A 15015-nucleotide genomic window follows, 5' to 3' on the forward strand; every position below is an offset into this window, starting at 1 on the left:
ATCACGACACCTTCCTGATAATGGTTACGGCACGATACTGCCCCAGCGTATCGCCCATCTCTTTTACCTGAATATCTTTTTGCGCGGCCAGATGCATCAGCAGGGCGACATCCGGATCGGTTTTACTGCGGACCAGGACGTGATCGGGCACGCGGCGCAGCACCGCGCGCGTGGCTTCGGCAATGCCGGGTTTGATACGGTTGCGGTTAAGAATATGATACTGCGCCGCCAGCTGGTTAATCACTGCCTGAGCAATCGCCTGCTGGTTGCGAAGGTGGGTGGCGTAAGGCACCGCTGCAGCAATCTGTGCCGTATCCAGCTGCTGCCGGAACCGGTCTACAGTGTCCACCATGCGCAAACTGCAGTCATACGCCAGCAGATGATCGCACAGCACGCAGCCGTGCAGGCCAGAGGCGCTCCACAGGGAACGTGACACCATGCCGGAAACCGGCGCGCCCATAATGCCAAACGGGATCAGCCAGTCGTCATCGGAGGCGGCAAGCCAGGCGCAGCCCGCCGGATCGGCCAGCACCGCCAGTCGCGGCAACGGCGGGTAGCCGGGCCGGTCGCGCAGGCTCTCAATCAGCTGGCCGGTGATGGCACCCTTACCGGTCCAGCCATCCACAAATACGATGCCCTCTGTGCCGTGCTTCGCCTCAATCAGGCTCAGCGCGGTTTCATCAATGCCGCGATCGCGGATAATACTGATACCGTAGTGATGCGATACCACGCCCATATCGCGCAGCGCGCGCTGCAGCATCACGCCAGGTGGCACGCCGGCCCGTACCAGGCTAACCAGAATCACAGGTTGCCCGGCAGCCTGAGCTATCAGCCCTTTAGCCAGCGTCACAACGTCACGCGCAAGCCGGGCGCTGCCCATCTCCAGCGCGCAGTTAAATATCTCCAGATGCGCCGCAGACGGCGCCGGCTCCTGGCTCAGCATCTCGGAATAGTGCTTCTGGCCGGACTGGATCAGGCGCTCTTTCTCATCGACCGGCGTCATCTCAAGCTGAACCGGATTCAGCAAAAACTGCACGTCCGAGGGCAGATAGGTGCCATGCAGCTGCTGTAATTCAGGGTTTTTCATGGGCGTCGGCCTTGTCAAAAATATGGCGGCGGATGGCGTCAGTAAACTGGCTGCGGGCGGGCATGCCAAACCAGTCACAGTGCTGCATAAAGCTGAAATCGCTGAGGCTATCGCCCAGCCCCATTACCGGGAATGGGCCACGCGTGTCGCGCAGCTGCTGCAACAGCCACGCCACCGCATGCCCCTTCTGAATGCAGTCAGGGATCCAGGCGATATTGTTGCCATTGGCATGGATATAAAAGCCCCGCGTATCGAGCTGCTGCTGCATCTGCGCATTGAACGCATAGAGTTCGGCAATCTGCGTGCTGTCGCGATGTTTCATCACAAAATAGACCGGGACACCATCATACTCGTAGTTCATGCGGCACCAGGCATTAAGGCCAGCGCGATCCAGCGCATCGCTCAGCTGCTGGCGATAGCTAACCAGCTGTGCCCGCATGGCTGACAGCTCGCTGATAATACGATCCTGCCAGGCGCGGTTAAGGCTGCCGTCAGGTGACGCGATAACCGCGCCGTGCGTCATGACTTTCCAGGATGTAAAAGGCAGCGCCACGCGCGCCGTCTCTTCCGTACCGCGCGCGGTCACCGGGATCAGCTCTGCGCTCTGCAGCAGCCAGGAGACCAGCATCGACTGCTCCTGTGACATAAAGCTGCGCGGCTGCAGCTCGCGATCGTAGGCGCCCACTTCAACCGGGGCCTGCAGGGTTTCGGTCAGCATTTTTCTTTTCGTCTGGAACAGCGTGTCATCCAGATCGCACAGCACAACCGGCTTATTCATAAGCGATCACCTCAATGCGGGGGGCCGTCTGCTGTAATCCTGCCAGCAGGGTGGGACAGACAGCCTCCGCGGGCGTTTCAACACAGATAATCACCCGATCAAACTGCTGATGCGCCACGTTATAGACAAAATTTGGCATGCCAAGACCGTAGTTATCGCTGAAAGCGAGTATGGAGCTAATCGCCAGACCTTCTGAGATCGGCGAGCGCGTCAGTGAACCAAAGCGCACGCAGGCACCCTGCTGCTCCAGACGCTCTGCCAGCAGAAAAGGTGGCCAGATAAATTCCCCCGATCCCAGCACCAGAATACGTTCGCCCGGCTCAGAGTGCATATCGTCTGCAAAGTGGCAGTGAGTCTCCGCCATCCCCAGCCGTCCCCAGTCCTGACGGGCGGAGAGGGCCACTGCGCCCTGCGCCGTCACGTTTACCGCCGGCATTACCGGTACCGGTGCCCCTGCGCGTGGGGACCAGTGCCACCGGCCCGTAACCAGGGAAACCGGCTCCACCGGCAGCGGACAGTGATGACGCACGGCATCACCGCTCCAGTCGGTGAGCGTGACGGTGACCACACGCGTCACCGCCTGCAGACCCGCTTCGCGCAGCGCCTGCAGCAGATTCAGAAACGTATTGCCCGTGGTCGCTTCATCATCAATCAGTACCAGCGTACGCGCCTGCAGCGCACGGCGGCGCAGCGTAGCGTCAGCCGGAAGATAGATAAGGTGATCGGTGGCGTGACTGTGATCCTCTTTAAATTCACACAGCAAATCACCTTCTACCGGATGACGGGTGCTGGTGAGGAACACCGGCTCAGCGATCTGCTCTCTGGCCGCGCGGAATACGCCAGCGGCGAGACCCACGGCGGTTTCGGCCATACCGATAAACAGCACCGGCCCCGGAAGGTCATGCGGCAGTTTTGCTGCCAGCGTCTCATAACTGGCGCGCATGATGGCCGGACTGACCGGGATATGACGTCCCAGTATTTTGCTGACAAAAAGGAATGCCCGTTTGGGATTGCGGCGTGCGGCAATATCAAACAGCGTCTCCAGTGGCGTCTCGCTCGTCGTTTCTACACGCAGCGTGCCACCAGGCAGCTCGCGCTGATAGATCTGTAAGGCAGCGGTCATCAGCGGCACTCCTCATCCGGGCTGGCAGACCATGTGACAGGGTCACACTGTGGCAGAGGCTGAACGGCATTGGTCGGGATGACCTGCACCGGATTAAACGCGGCACGCTGCGCAATGGCGTCCGCTGCGGAAATCAGTTCCAGCTGACGCAGTGCAAACAGGCCGGGCAGGTTAATCCCGCTGAACGCGGTATAACCGATACCGCCAGAAGGACGCAGGTTAGCCTCCAGCAGCACCGGATGGCCTTCAGCATCGTTGCGGGTCTGGACATTAATCAGGCCATCCACATGCAGCGTCTCTGCACAGGCAACTGCCAGGCGCCAGGCGGGCGTCTCCTGTTCAAAAACCTGTACTGAGCCCTCTTTGCGCCGGGCGACGGCTGCAATGACCCGGCCATTCTCCACCAGCATATCTACCGAGCGTTCCGGACCTGCAAGCCAGGGCATGACAATCTGCAGCGGCAGCGACTCACCGGCCTGCTGTGCACGACGCAGGCTCTCAATAAGCACGTCAGGATGGATCTGGCGGCTGTCCGGGTTGTTAAAAAAGCTCAGGGTATGCGCATCGCGTCGCAGCACCCAGAACCCCATGCCATAGATGCCGTGCACCGGTTTGATACAGGGTCGATGGCCCTGCGCCTCAACCTGCGCTATCGCAGCCGCTACCTCATCCGGCGTGCGCACTTCAATTGAAGGTACGGCAGGCAGACCGTGCGCGCTCATCTCCGCGCTAAAACGGGTTTTGTTATCAGCGAGCGTAAAGGTGGCGCGCTCGCGAGCGCCTGTTACCAGCCTGACACCCAGCGCTTCAATAGCCGTTCGCTGCTGCTCCAGCAACGCTCCGCGTTTGCCGGCGTGGATGGCACGTACCCGGTGCTGCTGACAGACATGCCGGATAAAAGCGAATAGGGCACCGTCATCCTCAGGTTCCAGATAAGCAACATCTGCTTCCGCCAGGATTTCCGGACGGGAGGAACGATGAGAGGCAATCAGCAGGAAATCATGCCGACCCGCACGTCGCGCCTGCGCCACCAGCGCAAGAATATCTTTTTGGGAAGAAACCCCTTCCATAAACCAGATAGCATCCGGCTGACTCATCGTGTTGTATTCCTTATTTTTGCAGCGCAGGGCCTGCTGGCGCCGTCGGGTGAACGGCAGAACATTGAGGCAATCATATTATGATTGAATGAACTAATAAAGCACCTCGCTTCATTTACAGATTAATGACAGAGATCGTCTGGCTAATAAAAATAGGTAATTCTTTATAAAACATTACATTTGGCCCTGAAAGCAATCATATGATGATTGTTTTCTTGCGCAGGGTAAAACTCATGTTATGATTGCTTAGCTGTAAAATTGATCGGCGTTTTTACTGCAGCAGCTAACCACTCATTAAGGAGAAGTGATGGTATCTTTAAGTAAGAATCAGACAATTTCGCTGGCGAAATCCAGCAGTGCGATTTCTCAAATTCAGTTCGGACTCGGCTGGGATCCTGCCAAAAAGAAAGGACTCTTTGGCAAACTTCTCGGCGGGGGCGATAGCATTGATCTTGATGCCAGCTGCGTGCTGCTTGACGCGCACGGTGGCGTGGTGGACACCGTCTGGTTCCGCCAGCTTCGTTCAAATGATGGTTCAATAGTCCACAGCGGCGATAACCGTACCGGCGAAGGCGACGGCGATGATGAGGTGATCAAAGCCGATCTGTCGCGTCTGCCAGCCAGCATTGAAAGCCTGGTGCTGACGGTAAACAGCTTTACCGGGCAAACCTTCAACGATGTAGCGAATGCCTTCTGTCGCGTTGTTGATCAGCAGGGCAAAGAGCTGGCGAAATTTACCCTGACCGAGCAGGGCTCGCATACGGCGGTCGTAATAGCTTCACTGCGCCGCAGCGGCGGCGAGTGGAACTTTACTGCGCACGGCAACGCTTCGCGTGCCCGCACCATTCAGGACATGATCCCCGATATTCAGGCGGTACTCTACTGATGAACCTGACGCCAGGGGGCAATGCCCCCGTACCTAATCAATCGCTGGTGGTGCGTGTCTCCTCTGGCGTACCGGTCGATATCTCCGCGTTTCGTCTTTATGACAATGGCAAAGTGCGCGGCGATTCGGACATGGTGTTTTATGGTCAGCGCGAAAATGATGACAGTACAGTGCGTCTTTCCGCGTCCGGCAACGAAACCATGTTTACCGTTAATCTGGCAACGCTGAAAAGCGATGTGCAGAAAATAGCCTTTACCGCCACCTGTGATGCCGGCAAAACCGTTGCGTCACTGGCGCGTCTCGCCATTCAGGTCGAAGCCGGCGGAAGCGTGCTGGTGCAGTGTGATGTTGATACCACCGGACGCAGTGAGGCTGCGCTGATCCTGGGCGAGCTTTATCGTCGTAACGGCGAATGGAAGTTCCGCTTTGTCTCTCAGGGCTTTAACGGCGGCCTGCAGCCGCTGGCTGAACACTTTGGTATAGAAGTGGATGAGAGCAGCGCTGCGCCCGCACCGGCTCCGGCACCAGCACCACAGCCCGTCGTAAATCTGAGCAAAGTCAGTCTGACAAAAGAGAAGCCCTCCATCAGCCTGACGAAAAAGGATGACTATGGTCAGATCCGCGTCAACCTGAACTGGAACCAGCGCGCTGCCGGCAACAGCGGCGGCGGTTTCCTGAAGGGCATCTTTAACAATAACAAAGGTGTTGACCTTGATCTGGCTGCGTTTGTGGAGCTGAAAGATGGCTATCGCACTATCGTACAGGCGCTGGGCAACAAATTTGGCAGCTTCCGCAGCGAACCCTTCGTTGAGCTGAAGGGCGATGACCGTACCGGCGCCGTCAGCGACGGTGAGTGGATCCATATCAACGGCAGCGAATGGAAGCAGATCAAAGAAGTCCTGATCTTTACCTTTATCTATGAAGGTGTGCCGAGCTGGGAAAACACTGACGGCATGGTGACCATTCAGGTTCCGGGACAGCCGCCGGTGGAAACCGCGCTTACTGAAGGCAACAACCGGCAAAACATGTGTGCGATTGCCCGTCTGATTAACGACAACGGCGCAATCCGCGTAGAGCGTATCAACCGCTATTTCAGCGGCCATCAGGAACTCGATCAGGCGTTTGGCTGGGGCTTTAACTGGCGCGCCGGTTCCAAGTAATCAGGAGTAATTATGAGCTTTTTTAACTCTCTTAAAGACAAATTTAACGCCGGCCGCGACGAGCTTACAAAACAGGTAAGCCGCTACAAAAACCGCGCCTTTCTCGAAGGCACCGTGGCCGTCTGTGCCCGTATTGCTGTTGCCAGCGACGGCGTCAGCAGCGAAGAGAAGCAGAAAATGATGGGATTTCTGCGCGCCTCTCCGGAGCTGAGTATTTTTGATACCAATGAGGTGATCCAGTTTTTTGAAAAGCTGGTGACCTCATTCTCTTTCGATATGGAAGTGGGCAAGGGTGAGACCATGAAATATATCCTCGCCTTAAAAAACAAACCGGAACAGGCACAGCTTGCTGTCCGCGTCGGTATTGCCGTGGCCAAAAGCGACGGTGACTTTGATGCCACTGAGCAGGCTAACGCCCGCGAAATTATTCAGGCGCTGGGCTTTCAGCCCGCTGAATTTGGCCTGTAACCGTTACTGATTTTACTGGAGCTAATAGATGGAATCGACCCATATCGGGTTTCCGATTGAAACGGTAGCAGTGTTTTTACTGCTCTCTGTCGGGGCTATTTTTATTGACCTGTTCATGCACCGGCATGACAAACCTATCTCGCTGAAAAGCGCTGCCGCCTGGTCGGTGTTCTGGATCCTGATGGCGCTGGCCTTTGCAGGCTTCCTGTATGTCCATCACGGCGCGGAAGTCGCCAGCCTGTTTGTGACCGGCTATGCGCTGGAGAAAGTCCTGTCGGTAGACAACCTGTTTGTCATGATGGCGATCTTCTCGTGGTTTGCTATTCCTAATAACTACCGTCACCGCGTGCTCTACTGGGGCATCATCGGCGCCATTGTGTTCCGCGGCATTTTCGTTGCCATCGGTACCGGTCTGCTGGCGCTCGGCCCGTGGGTCGAAGTGGTGTTTGCCCTCATCGTAGGCTGGACGGCAGTGATGATGCTGAAAAGCGGCGATGACGATGATGAGATCGAAGATTACTCCCAGCATTTCGCTTACCGCATGGTCAAACGTTTCTATCCAATCTGGCCAAAACTCAAAGGCAGCGCCTTCGTACTGAGTCAGAAAGAGGTGGATGCTGAACTCGCTAAGCCGGAGAACGCAGATGTACAGGTAGGTCGCGTGAGCAAAGCTGCCCGCTACGCTACGCCGATGCTGCTCTGTTTAGCTGTGGTTGAGCTTTCAGATGTGATGTTTGCGTTCGACTCAGTGCCGGCCGTGATCGCCGTCAGCCGCGAGCCGCTGATTGTGTACAGCGCCATGATGTTCGCTATCCTTGGTCTGCGTACACTCTATTTCGTGCTGGAAGGTCTGAAGCAGTATCTGGTGCATCTGGAAAAAGCGGTTATTGTTCTGCTGTTCTTTATCGCCTTTAAGCTGGGTCTGAACGCAACCGATCACTTCTTCCACCACGGCTATGCTATCGGCGCGACCACCAGTCTCTATGTCGTACTGGGCGTGCTGGCACTGGGGATTATCGCGAGCCTGCTGTTCCCGGGTAAAAAAGAAGAGCAGGCAGAGTAAGTCAGGGCGCGGCACGGCCGCGCTATTGAACACCGCATACAGCGTATGCACGATGTGAGGAAAATAACATGGCAGTGACTCTCTCTAAAGGCGGCAACGTCTCCCTGGCAAAAGTCGACCCTTCACTGAAAAATGTGAAAATTGGTCTGGGCTGGGATACCCGCTCCACTGACGGTCAGGATTTTGACCTCGACGCCTCCGCTTTTCTGCTCACTGATGCAGGCAAGGTGCGTGGCGATCACGACTTCATTTTTTACAACAATCTGAAATCAGCTGATGGTTCCGTGACCCATACGGGTGATAACCGCACCGGTGAGGGTGACGGGGATGACGAATCGCTGATCGTTGAACTGGACCGCGTACCGCAGGACGTGACCAAAATTGTTTTTGTGGTCACCATTCATGATGCCGCAACCCGCCGCCAGTCATTCGGGCAGGTGGCAAACGCCTTTATCCGTCTGGTCAACAACGACAGCAACGTGGAAGCCGCGCGTTACGATCTGTCTGAAGATGCCAGCACGGAAACCGCAATGCTGTTTGGCGAGCTCTATCGCCACGCGGGCGAGTGGAAATTCCGCGCCGTGGGTCAGGGCTATGCAGGCGGCCTGGCCTCAGTCTGCGCGCAGTATGGTATCAACGCGTCCTGATCTGCAGTCACATACCCATTATCTGCCCGGTCTGGCCGGGCATCAGCCACAAGCAAAGAGGATTTCACCATGGCAGTTAATCTGACAAAAGGCGGTAACGTAAACCTGTCCAAAGAAGCCCCAACCATGACCAAAGCGATTGCTGGTCTGGGCTGGGACTCACGCGTCACCGATGGTCAGGCGTTTGACCTGGATGCATCGGTCTTTCTGGTCGGCGCAGACGGCAAAGTGTTATCCGATCAGCACTTCGTGTTCTTCAACAACGCCACCAGCCCGGACGGCTCTGTCGCGCATCAGGGCGACAACCGCACCGGTGAAGGCGAGGGTGACGATGAGCAGGTAAAAATTTCGCTGGCTACCGTGCCCGCCGACGTGCAGAAAGCCGTTTTTGCGGTAACCATCTACGATGCGGAAGCGCGTAAGCAGAACTTCGGTATGGTCTCTAATGCCTACATCCGTATTGTTAACGAAGACAACAACAGCGAAATCGCCCGTTACGATCTGTCAGAAGATGCCAGCACCGAAACGGCCATGGTCTTCGGCGAGCTCTATCGTCACAACGGTGAGTGGAAATTTAAAGCGGTGGGCCAGGGCTTTGCCGGCGGCCTGAAAGCGCTGGCAGCTCAGCACGGCGTATCCGTGTAACGGACTGCTGCAAAAGAGCCTCTTCCCCGTGAAGGGGCTTTTTTTTGTCTGTTAACCACCCACAGGGAGTGAAATATGGAACTGACCACAGGACAGAATATTGCTCTTAATAGCACGTGTCCTGAACTCTGCCTGACCTGGAAAACCAGGCCTGGATTCAGCAGCGACATTGATGCTTCAGCGTTTTTGCTCGGCGCAAATGAAAAAGTCCTCGGTGATTCGTCGATGATTTTTTTCAACCAGCCGCATAACGAAAACCGCAGTATTGTCATGCACAGCCATGCCGGAGAGGCGCGTTTTCAGATTCAGCTTCACGCGCTACCCGCTGCCGTCATGCGTATTGCTGTTACGCTGGTTATCGATGGCAGCGATACAGTAGGGGGTTTACAGCAGCTTACTCTGCAGTGTGGTGAACATCGCTACGATATCGCACCCGGCGATCGACGCGAGAAAGCCCTGATTGTCTGCCATCTCTATCGTCATAACGAACAGTGGAAACTGCGAGCGGTCGGGCAGGGATTTGATGGAGGCCTTCATCCGCTGGCGCTGCATTTTGGCGTGGATGTAGCAGAACCTGTGATCGCATCAGTACCCGCGGTTAGCCTGGAGAAGAAGCTTGAAAAACTGCCGCAACTGGTCAGCCTGGCAAAACCAATCCGCGTCAGTCTGGAGAAACACCGGCTCTCAGAAGTTAAAGCGCAGGTCGCCTTTGTGCTGGATGCGTCAGGCTCCATGACGGCACAGTTTAAGCGCGGTAATGTGCAGAAGGTGCTGGAGCGGGTAGCGGCGCTGGCCGTGCAGTTTGATGATGACGGCAGCATGCCGGTCTGGGCGTTTGGCGAAAAATTTCGTCAGTACGAGGATGTGTCACTGGATAACCTTGAGGGTTACATCGATCGTATTCGCAACGACGGCAGGCGGACGATGTGGGAAATCCTGCCGGGTCTGGGCGGCACGAACAATGAGCCACCGGTACTGGAAGCGATTAACAATACCTATCGCGACGCCACACTACCGGTGTATGTGGTCTTTATTACCGATGGCGGCATCAATAAAACACGCCTTATCAAAGAGAAACTCAGAGAGTCCGCCACACTGCCAGTTTTTTATAAATTCTTAGGCCTGGGCGGCAATAATTATGGCGTGCTGGAGCGTCTGGATACCTTTACCGATCGCCTGATCGACAATACACATTTTTTTCCGGTTGATGATGTCGGAAATATCAGCGATGAGCAGCTTTACGACTGGCTGCTGGTGGAGTTTCGTGACTGGCTGGATGCAGCAAAGCAAAAACGTATTCTGCGATAAGGTACGGCAGAGCGTTTTTCCTGCCGCTGCGGTTTACAGTCAGAACGCTGCAAGTTTTATGCAAATCAATGTCAATACGGTATCAATTGCGGATAACTAAGCGCACAATAGGGGTTCGTCGGCAGCGTTCTGAGCTGCTGACCCACACCCGATATCGGGGGACCTGTAATGAGTTTATATTCTGTCGAGGCCATCTGCGACCTCACCGGCCTTTTACCCGCCACCTTACGCAACTGGAAGCGCGCAGGCCTGATTACCCAGCCACAGCATAATGGTGAATACACCAGCGGACAGCTAACGCGTATCTATAGCGTGCTGGACCTGACGGCTACCGGCAGCACGCTGCCTGAAATTTACGCCTTTCTGCAGGGCAGGTCACCGCTGCCGCAAAATCGCTGGCAATGCCGGCAGGAAGAGATGACGGACCAGCTGCGCGACAGCTCGGATTTAGCGCTGCAGGCGCGCATGCGACAGATGGGCAGCGACTACAGCGGTGATGATTTTGTTAACGCTTATCTGAAGCCGCTGAACCTGCTGCTGCGCAGTGATAACAGCGCAGATTCGGTTATAAAGCAATCACGCTTTCATGATGCCGTGGTTTTTCACGCACGCTGTATCATGCGTGCATCGGAGCGTCGTAAAACTGTCCCTGTTTTTCTGGAAGCTATCAGCGTGACAGACGCAACCGAAATCTGGCTGGAAGCTATTCGCCTGACCGGGCAGGGCTGCCGGGTCGAGATTTCCGAGAATGTGACCGGGTTGCCGGCCACCTCAATTTATCGGCACGATCACCATATGATGTGGTGTGGAGCAGGGATCTCGCAGCTGATGCAGTGGAACTATCGTGAAAAACTGCGCAACGATAAACCGGTGATGCTAAGCGGCCCCGATCGCACATTGCTGACTGCAGCCTGATAAAGTTTTACAGCCCGGCTGGCTGCCGGGTTGTACCTGTCGGCTAGCCTTCAGCCACCCTCTGAACACTCTGCCCATCAACTTCTGCACCCATAAAATCTGGTATCACCCGCACACTTTCGCAAAATAGTGGCCTGAACCTTTCTAACCCCCTCCGTTTGTGCATAATAATATGTTATTGCTAAACCGATTTAGCTTGCGATCAGGAGAAGTGAAATGGTCAAACGGGTATGGTGTCTGGGCGATGCAGTTGTGGATCTGCTGCCGGAGTGTGATAACAGATTGATTCAGTGTCCCGGCGGTGCGCCCGCCAATGTGGCGGTGGGTATCGCCAGGCTTCAGGGCAACAGCGGCTTTATTGGTAAAGTAGGCGGCGATCCCTTTGGCACGTTCCTGATTGATACGCTTAATGCCGAGCAGGTAAACACCGAGTTTATGCAGCCAGATAACACGCAGCGCACCTCGGTTGTCGTGGTGGCGCTGGACGCAGACGGTGAGCGCAACTTTACTTTTATGGTGCGTCCTTCAGCAGATCTGTTTATCGAAACGCACGAGCTGCCAGCTTTCCGGGCGGGCGAATGGCTGCACTGCTGTTCGATTGCACTGCTCAGAGATCCCTCACGAAACACCACGCTGACGGCGATGCAGCAACTGCATGAAGCGGGCGGCTTTGTGAGTTTTGACCCCAACATCCGGCACGATTTATGGGCAGATGAAGCGGAGCTGCGCGACGCGCTTGCCCGTGCGCTGGCTCTTGCTGACGTAGTAAAGCTTTCAGAAGAAGAGCTGACCTTTATCTGTAACACCAGCGATATCGCGGCAGGTATGCAGCAGCTGGCTGAGCAATATGCTATCAGGCTTATTCTGGTTACCCAGGGCCGCCAGGGCGTGCAGGCATGGTCCCGTGGCACGCTGCAGCACTATCCGACGCGCCCGGTTGTCAGTGTGGATACGACCGGCGCCGGAGACGCTTTTGTTGCCGGGCTGCTGTGGCATTTAGCCGGACAGGGTTTGCCGCAGGATGACGTGCAGCTCAGAGAGTGTCTGGAGCGCGCGCAGATCTGCGGCGGGCTGGCAACCACGGCGAAAGGCGCAATGACCGCGCTGCCTTATCTTGATCAGCTGCAGCAGCAGCTTGCCTGATTAAAGGGGGCTTGAAGGCCATTAGCACCGTGCCGGGAGCAGCAGGCCGGCCGGTAAGCAGGATGTAAGATTACAGCGAGGAAAAGCATAGCAGGGACATGTCATGTTTAATGCTGTTGTTTCAACCAGTGATTGGTTTTTTTTCATCCTGACAGGGTTATGATTTTTGCTATCCATGTACAGCACTTAAATTCAGGGGCCGTTATGCTTGCTATCCGTTTATCTGATGATATTGAGTCCCGTCTGGACTCGCTGGCGAAAAAAACCGGTAGAACAAAGACGTTCTATGCACGCGAAGCTATCCTTACGCATCTTGAAGATCTTGAGGATTATTACTTAGCAGCGGAAACAGTTGAGCGCATCAGGCGTGGAGAGGAATCCATGCATTCGTCCGAAGACGTGAGGAAGTCACTTGGTCTGGACGATTAATTACTCTGACCGTGCACTGAAAGTGTTGCGTAAAATGGATAAGCAAAATGCGCGACGGATAGTGGATTTTATGAACATACGCATTGCTGCTTCGGTAGATCCGCGCCAGTCAGTGAAGCCGCTAAAAGGTGATTTAGGTGAGTTTACACCCGTCGCAGATCCTGTCCATTAGCTCCATAAATACCCGCCTTCATATTTTCATAGCTAACAGTTCATGGGTAAGCATACCCGCCCTGAATCCGCGATTTTCAGGTCCGTTTTTCAGCTTAATAATTTAGCATGGAAACTATCCAGGGTATGATGCGCGCTGGTTAACCTTACTGCTCAAAAGGAATTGGCGTGGAAATCATCGGTGACAATACTCTGGTCACAAGTCTCAGAGGCACATACAAAACCGTTCAGTGTCGCGGCGAACAGCGGAAGCACTGGCTTGAGCTTCAGTTCGTGGATGAGAACAACAGCCCGGTTACCGGGCTGAACGTTAGGCTGGAGTACCATCCGCTTGCCTCTTCGGTGTTCCTCGCTCTGCAGGATATGCTGGGCATTTCGCTGATGGAAACCCGGAAACTGCCGGGCGGGGAGCATGCCCTGGCCCGCTTTAATTTCGTTGCTGAGAAAGAAGTTAAAATTCCTCAGTAAAGACGTGGTTGTCGTGGTGGTTGCAACGCTGCTTACCGGATGTGATAACCGGCCTGACAGGATGCTGACGGAGTTGTTGCTAAAACTATTTCGTTCCATCAGACTTCAAACCCTCTTAAACGACACCATTCCGCAACCCGGCTGTTTTCGCAACTGAGCATCAGGCAGCACGCGTTTATTTATCCTACCCCTTTAAAGCTGAAACGATTAAATCAAACACCACCATTTAGCTTGATTTCTCTCTCTGTGCGTCTAAAAACGCCGTCTTAACCTCTCAAAATGTGATCTAACCCAAATTTACAGAGATTACTGACGGTATAACCGACCGAAGTGAAGCACCTCACGGTTTCATTTTCCTCATGTTTGTACGCTTAGCTGACATTAGCTAAATCAATTCAGCAAAGGATGCATCATTATGAAATTAGCATTATTGGCCGGTGTGGTCATGGCGGGGATCAGCGTTCAGGCAGCAGCACAGACATGGGTGCTGACGGATGCTGAAGCAAGTACAGAGAAGGGAAACTGGCACATCGACAGCAAAACGCTGAAGCTGGGCGGCCAGCCGTTCAGCATCGAACAAAAAGTGCTGCATGGCGGCAAACAGGAAGGTTCGAAAGTCATTACGATTACCAGTCCGGAGGGCCTGACCATCGCGCTCAGCCCGACGCGCGGGATGGATTTACTGTACGTCAGGGGACACGGCGTGCGTCTGGGCTGGGATTCGCCGGTAGATGAAGTGGTCAACCCGGCCTATATCAATCTGGAGAGCCGCAACGGTCTCGGCTGGCTTGATGGCTTTAATGAAATGATGGTGCGCTGCGGCTATGAGTGGACCGGGCATCCGGTCACTAAAGATGGCCGCATCTATACGCTGCACGGTAAAGCGGGCAACACACCCGCTTCGCAGGTTGAAGTCACCGTGGATGATAAAGCCCCGCATGAAATCCGCATTCGCGGCCTGCTGAAAGAGCATACGTTCAAAAAATCGAACCTCGCCACCTGGACAGAGCTCCGTTACGTGCCGGGTACAGATGCCTTCACACTGCATGATGTGTTAACCAACCACGGCGATTATCCGCAGGATTATCAGATCATCTATCACAGCAATTTCGGCACGCCGATTCTGGAGAAAGATGCCCGCTTTATCGCACCGCTGAAATCTGTCTCGCCTTTTAACGATTACGCGCAGAAAGGGCTGAATAGCTGGAACGTCTATGATGCGCCTGCCAGAGATTTTGATGAGATGGTATTTAACCTGGTGCCGAAAGCGGACAGCAACGGAAAAACGCTGGCGGCGGTGGTTAACAGCAAAGGCGATAAAGGGGCATCAATCGAGTTTGATACCCGCCAGCTGCCGGTGCTGACCATGTGGAAAAACACCGACACGCTTAAACAGGGCTACGTTACCGGTATTGAACCCGGTACCAGCTATGCCTATCCGGTCACCATTGAAAAAGAGCAGGGCAGGGTTAAGCAGCTACAGCCGGGCCAGAGCACCACGTTTGAGCTGACTTACACGCTGCTGAAAGATGCTGACGCCGTCAGCAAAACGGAACAGCGTATCGGGCAGATTCAGGGCGATGAAAAAGTCACCGTAGATCAGGCGCCGATTGCTAAAGAGTAACCG

16 protein-coding genes are annotated in these 15015 nt (G+C 55.0%); 12 read left to right on the top strand and 4 right to left on the bottom strand.

The window, feature by feature from the left end; translation table 11 throughout:
- Nucleotide 1: 1 nt before the first annotated feature.
- Genes B4M48_RS16370 through B4M48_RS16385 form a run of 4 tightly spaced genes read right to left on the bottom strand, consistent with a single transcriptional unit; the run spans nt 2 to nt 4085 of the window.
- A complete protein-coding gene (locus B4M48_RS16370; protein ID WP_108570199.1) occupies nt 2-1087 on the bottom strand; it encodes a cysteine protease StiP family protein in 1086 nt (361 codons plus the stop codon).
- Nucleotides 1074-1865 (bottom strand): hypothetical protein, encoded by a 792-nt coding sequence (locus B4M48_RS16375; protein WP_288657235.1) that lies wholly within the window; start codon nt 1863-1865, stop codon nt 1074-1076. The genes B4M48_RS16370 and B4M48_RS16375 overlap by 14 nt, the downstream gene beginning before the upstream one ends.
- Complete coding sequence (locus B4M48_RS16380; protein WP_414692711.1) at nt 1858-2991, bottom strand: phosphoribosyltransferase domain-containing protein; 1134 nt, start codon at nt 2989-2991, stop codon at nt 1858-1860. Before B4M48_RS16380 ends, B4M48_RS16375 begins: the two co-directional genes overlap by 8 nt.
- Complete coding sequence (locus tag B4M48_RS16385; RefSeq protein WP_288657239.1) at nt 2988-4085, bottom strand: ATP-grasp domain-containing protein; 1098 nt, start codon at nt 4083-4085, stop codon at nt 2988-2990. The genes B4M48_RS16380 and B4M48_RS16385 overlap by 4 nt, the downstream gene beginning before the upstream one ends.
- Before the next feature lie 307 nt (nt 4086-4392).
- Here B4M48_RS16385 and B4M48_RS16390 point away from each other — a divergent pair, with 307 nt between their 5' ends.
- The 12 genes from B4M48_RS16390 to B4M48_RS16445 all read left to right on the top strand — a co-directional run bounded on the left by B4M48_RS16390 (nt 4393) and on the right by B4M48_RS16445 (nt 15012).
- Nucleotides 4393-4971, top strand: a complete 579-nt coding sequence (locus B4M48_RS16390) for a TerD family protein (protein ID WP_094111573.1) — start codon at nt 4393-4395, stop codon at nt 4969-4971.
- Nucleotides 4971-6131 carry a TerD family protein gene (locus B4M48_RS16395; protein ID WP_065648020.1) on the top strand — a complete coding sequence of 387 codons (1161 nt, stop codon included), beginning with the start codon at nt 4971-4973 and terminating at the stop codon, nt 6129-6131. Before B4M48_RS16390 ends, B4M48_RS16395 begins: the two co-directional genes overlap by 1 nt.
- 12 nt (nt 6132-6143) lie before the next feature.
- Nucleotides 6144-6599, top strand: coding sequence for a tellurite resistance TerB family protein (locus B4M48_RS16400; protein ID WP_065648021.1), 456 nt, complete (start codon nt 6144-6146; stop codon nt 6597-6599).
- A 28-nt stretch (nt 6600-6627) separates the two neighbouring features.
- Nucleotides 6628-7662, top strand: coding sequence for a TerC/Alx family metal homeostasis membrane protein (locus B4M48_RS16405; RefSeq protein WP_150016890.1), 1035 nt, complete (start codon nt 6628-6630; stop codon nt 7660-7662).
- A gap of 68 nt (nt 7663-7730) precedes the next feature.
- A complete protein-coding gene (locus tag B4M48_RS16410; protein ID WP_040113371.1) occupies nt 7731-8309 on the top strand; it encodes a TerD family protein in 579 nt (192 codons plus the stop codon).
- Between the two features lie 69 nt (nt 8310-8378).
- The gene (locus B4M48_RS16415) at nt 8379-8954 is read left to right on the top strand and encodes a TerD family protein (protein ID WP_040113372.1); all 576 of its coding nucleotides are present in this window, start codon (nt 8379-8381) and stop codon (nt 8952-8954) included.
- A 75-nt stretch (nt 8955-9029) separates the two neighbouring features.
- Nucleotides 9030-10262, top strand: a complete 1233-nt coding sequence (locus B4M48_RS16420; RefSeq protein WP_065648023.1) for a vWA domain-containing protein — start codon at nt 9030-9032, stop codon at nt 10260-10262.
- A 168-nt stretch (nt 10263-10430) separates the two neighbouring features.
- A complete protein-coding gene (locus tag B4M48_RS16425) occupies nt 10431-11177 on the top strand; it encodes a MerR family transcriptional regulator (RefSeq protein ID WP_065648024.1) in 747 nt (248 codons plus the stop codon).
- A gap of 216 nt (nt 11178-11393) precedes the next feature.
- Nucleotides 11394-12320: an aminoimidazole riboside kinase gene (locus tag B4M48_RS16430; protein WP_104085946.1), complete on the top strand. Its 927-nt coding sequence runs from the start codon at nt 11394-11396 to the stop codon at nt 12318-12320.
- A 204-nt stretch (nt 12321-12524) separates the two neighbouring features.
- The gene (gene relB, locus B4M48_RS16435; RefSeq protein ID WP_065648026.1) at nt 12525-12749 is read left to right on the top strand and encodes a type II toxin-antitoxin system RelB family antitoxin; all 225 of its coding nucleotides are present in this window, start codon (nt 12525-12527) and stop codon (nt 12747-12749) included.
- A 339-nt stretch (nt 12750-13088) separates the two neighbouring features.
- Nucleotides 13089-13388, top strand: a complete 300-nt coding sequence (locus tag B4M48_RS16440) for a hypothetical protein (protein WP_065648027.1) — start codon at nt 13089-13091, stop codon at nt 13386-13388.
- Between the two features lie 415 nt (nt 13389-13803).
- Nucleotides 13804-15012 (top strand): aldose 1-epimerase family protein, encoded by a 1209-nt coding sequence (locus tag B4M48_RS16445; protein ID WP_065648028.1) that lies wholly within the window; start codon nt 13804-13806, stop codon nt 15010-15012.
- Nucleotides 15013-15015 lie beyond the last annotated feature (3 nt).

This window comes from Pantoea sp. UBA6567, from assembly GCF_002434165.1.
Taxonomy (GTDB): domain Bacteria; phylum Pseudomonadota; class Gammaproteobacteria; order Enterobacterales; family Enterobacteriaceae; genus Pantoea; species Pantoea eucrina.

Coding starts and splice junctions, on each gene's coding strand:
- B4M48_RS16375 (WP_288657235.1), bottom strand. CDS start 1,865: ATGAATAAGCCGGTTGTGCTGTGCGATCTGGATGACACGCTGTTCCAG.
- B4M48_RS16385 (WP_288657239.1), bottom strand. CDS start 4,085: ATGAGTCAGCCGGATGCTATCTGGTTTATGGAAGGGGTTTCTTCCCAA.
- B4M48_RS16415 (WP_040113372.1), top strand. CDS start 8,379: ATGGCAGTTAATCTGACAAAAGGCGGTAACGTAAACCTGTCCAAAGAA.
- B4M48_RS16420 (WP_065648023.1), top strand. CDS start 9,030: ATGGAACTGACCACAGGACAGAATATTGCTCTTAATAGCACGTGTCCT.
- B4M48_RS16390 (WP_094111573.1), top strand. CDS start 4,393: ATGGTATCTTTAAGTAAGAATCAGACAATTTCGCTGGCGAAATCCAGC.
- B4M48_RS16425 (WP_065648024.1), top strand. CDS start 10,431: ATGAGTTTATATTCTGTCGAGGCCATCTGCGACCTCACCGGCCTTTTA.
- B4M48_RS16395 (WP_065648020.1), top strand. CDS start 4,971: ATGAACCTGACGCCAGGGGGCAATGCCCCCGTACCTAATCAATCGCTG.
- B4M48_RS16445 (WP_065648028.1), top strand. CDS start 13,804: ATGAAATTAGCATTATTGGCCGGTGTGGTCATGGCGGGGATCAGCGTT.
- B4M48_RS16400 (WP_065648021.1), top strand. CDS start 6,144: ATGAGCTTTTTTAACTCTCTTAAAGACAAATTTAACGCCGGCCGCGAC.
- B4M48_RS16405 (WP_150016890.1), top strand. CDS start 6,628: ATGGAATCGACCCATATCGGGTTTCCGATTGAAACGGTAGCAGTGTTT.
- B4M48_RS16410 (WP_040113371.1), top strand. CDS start 7,731: ATGGCAGTGACTCTCTCTAAAGGCGGCAACGTCTCCCTGGCAAAAGTC.
- B4M48_RS16430 (WP_104085946.1), top strand. CDS start 11,394: ATGGTCAAACGGGTATGGTGTCTGGGCGATGCAGTTGTGGATCTGCTG.
- relB (WP_065648026.1), top strand. CDS start 12,525: ATGCTTGCTATCCGTTTATCTGATGATATTGAGTCCCGTCTGGACTCG.
- B4M48_RS16370 (WP_108570199.1), bottom strand. CDS start 1,087: ATGAAAAACCCTGAATTACAGCAGCTGCATGGCACCTATCTGCCCTCG.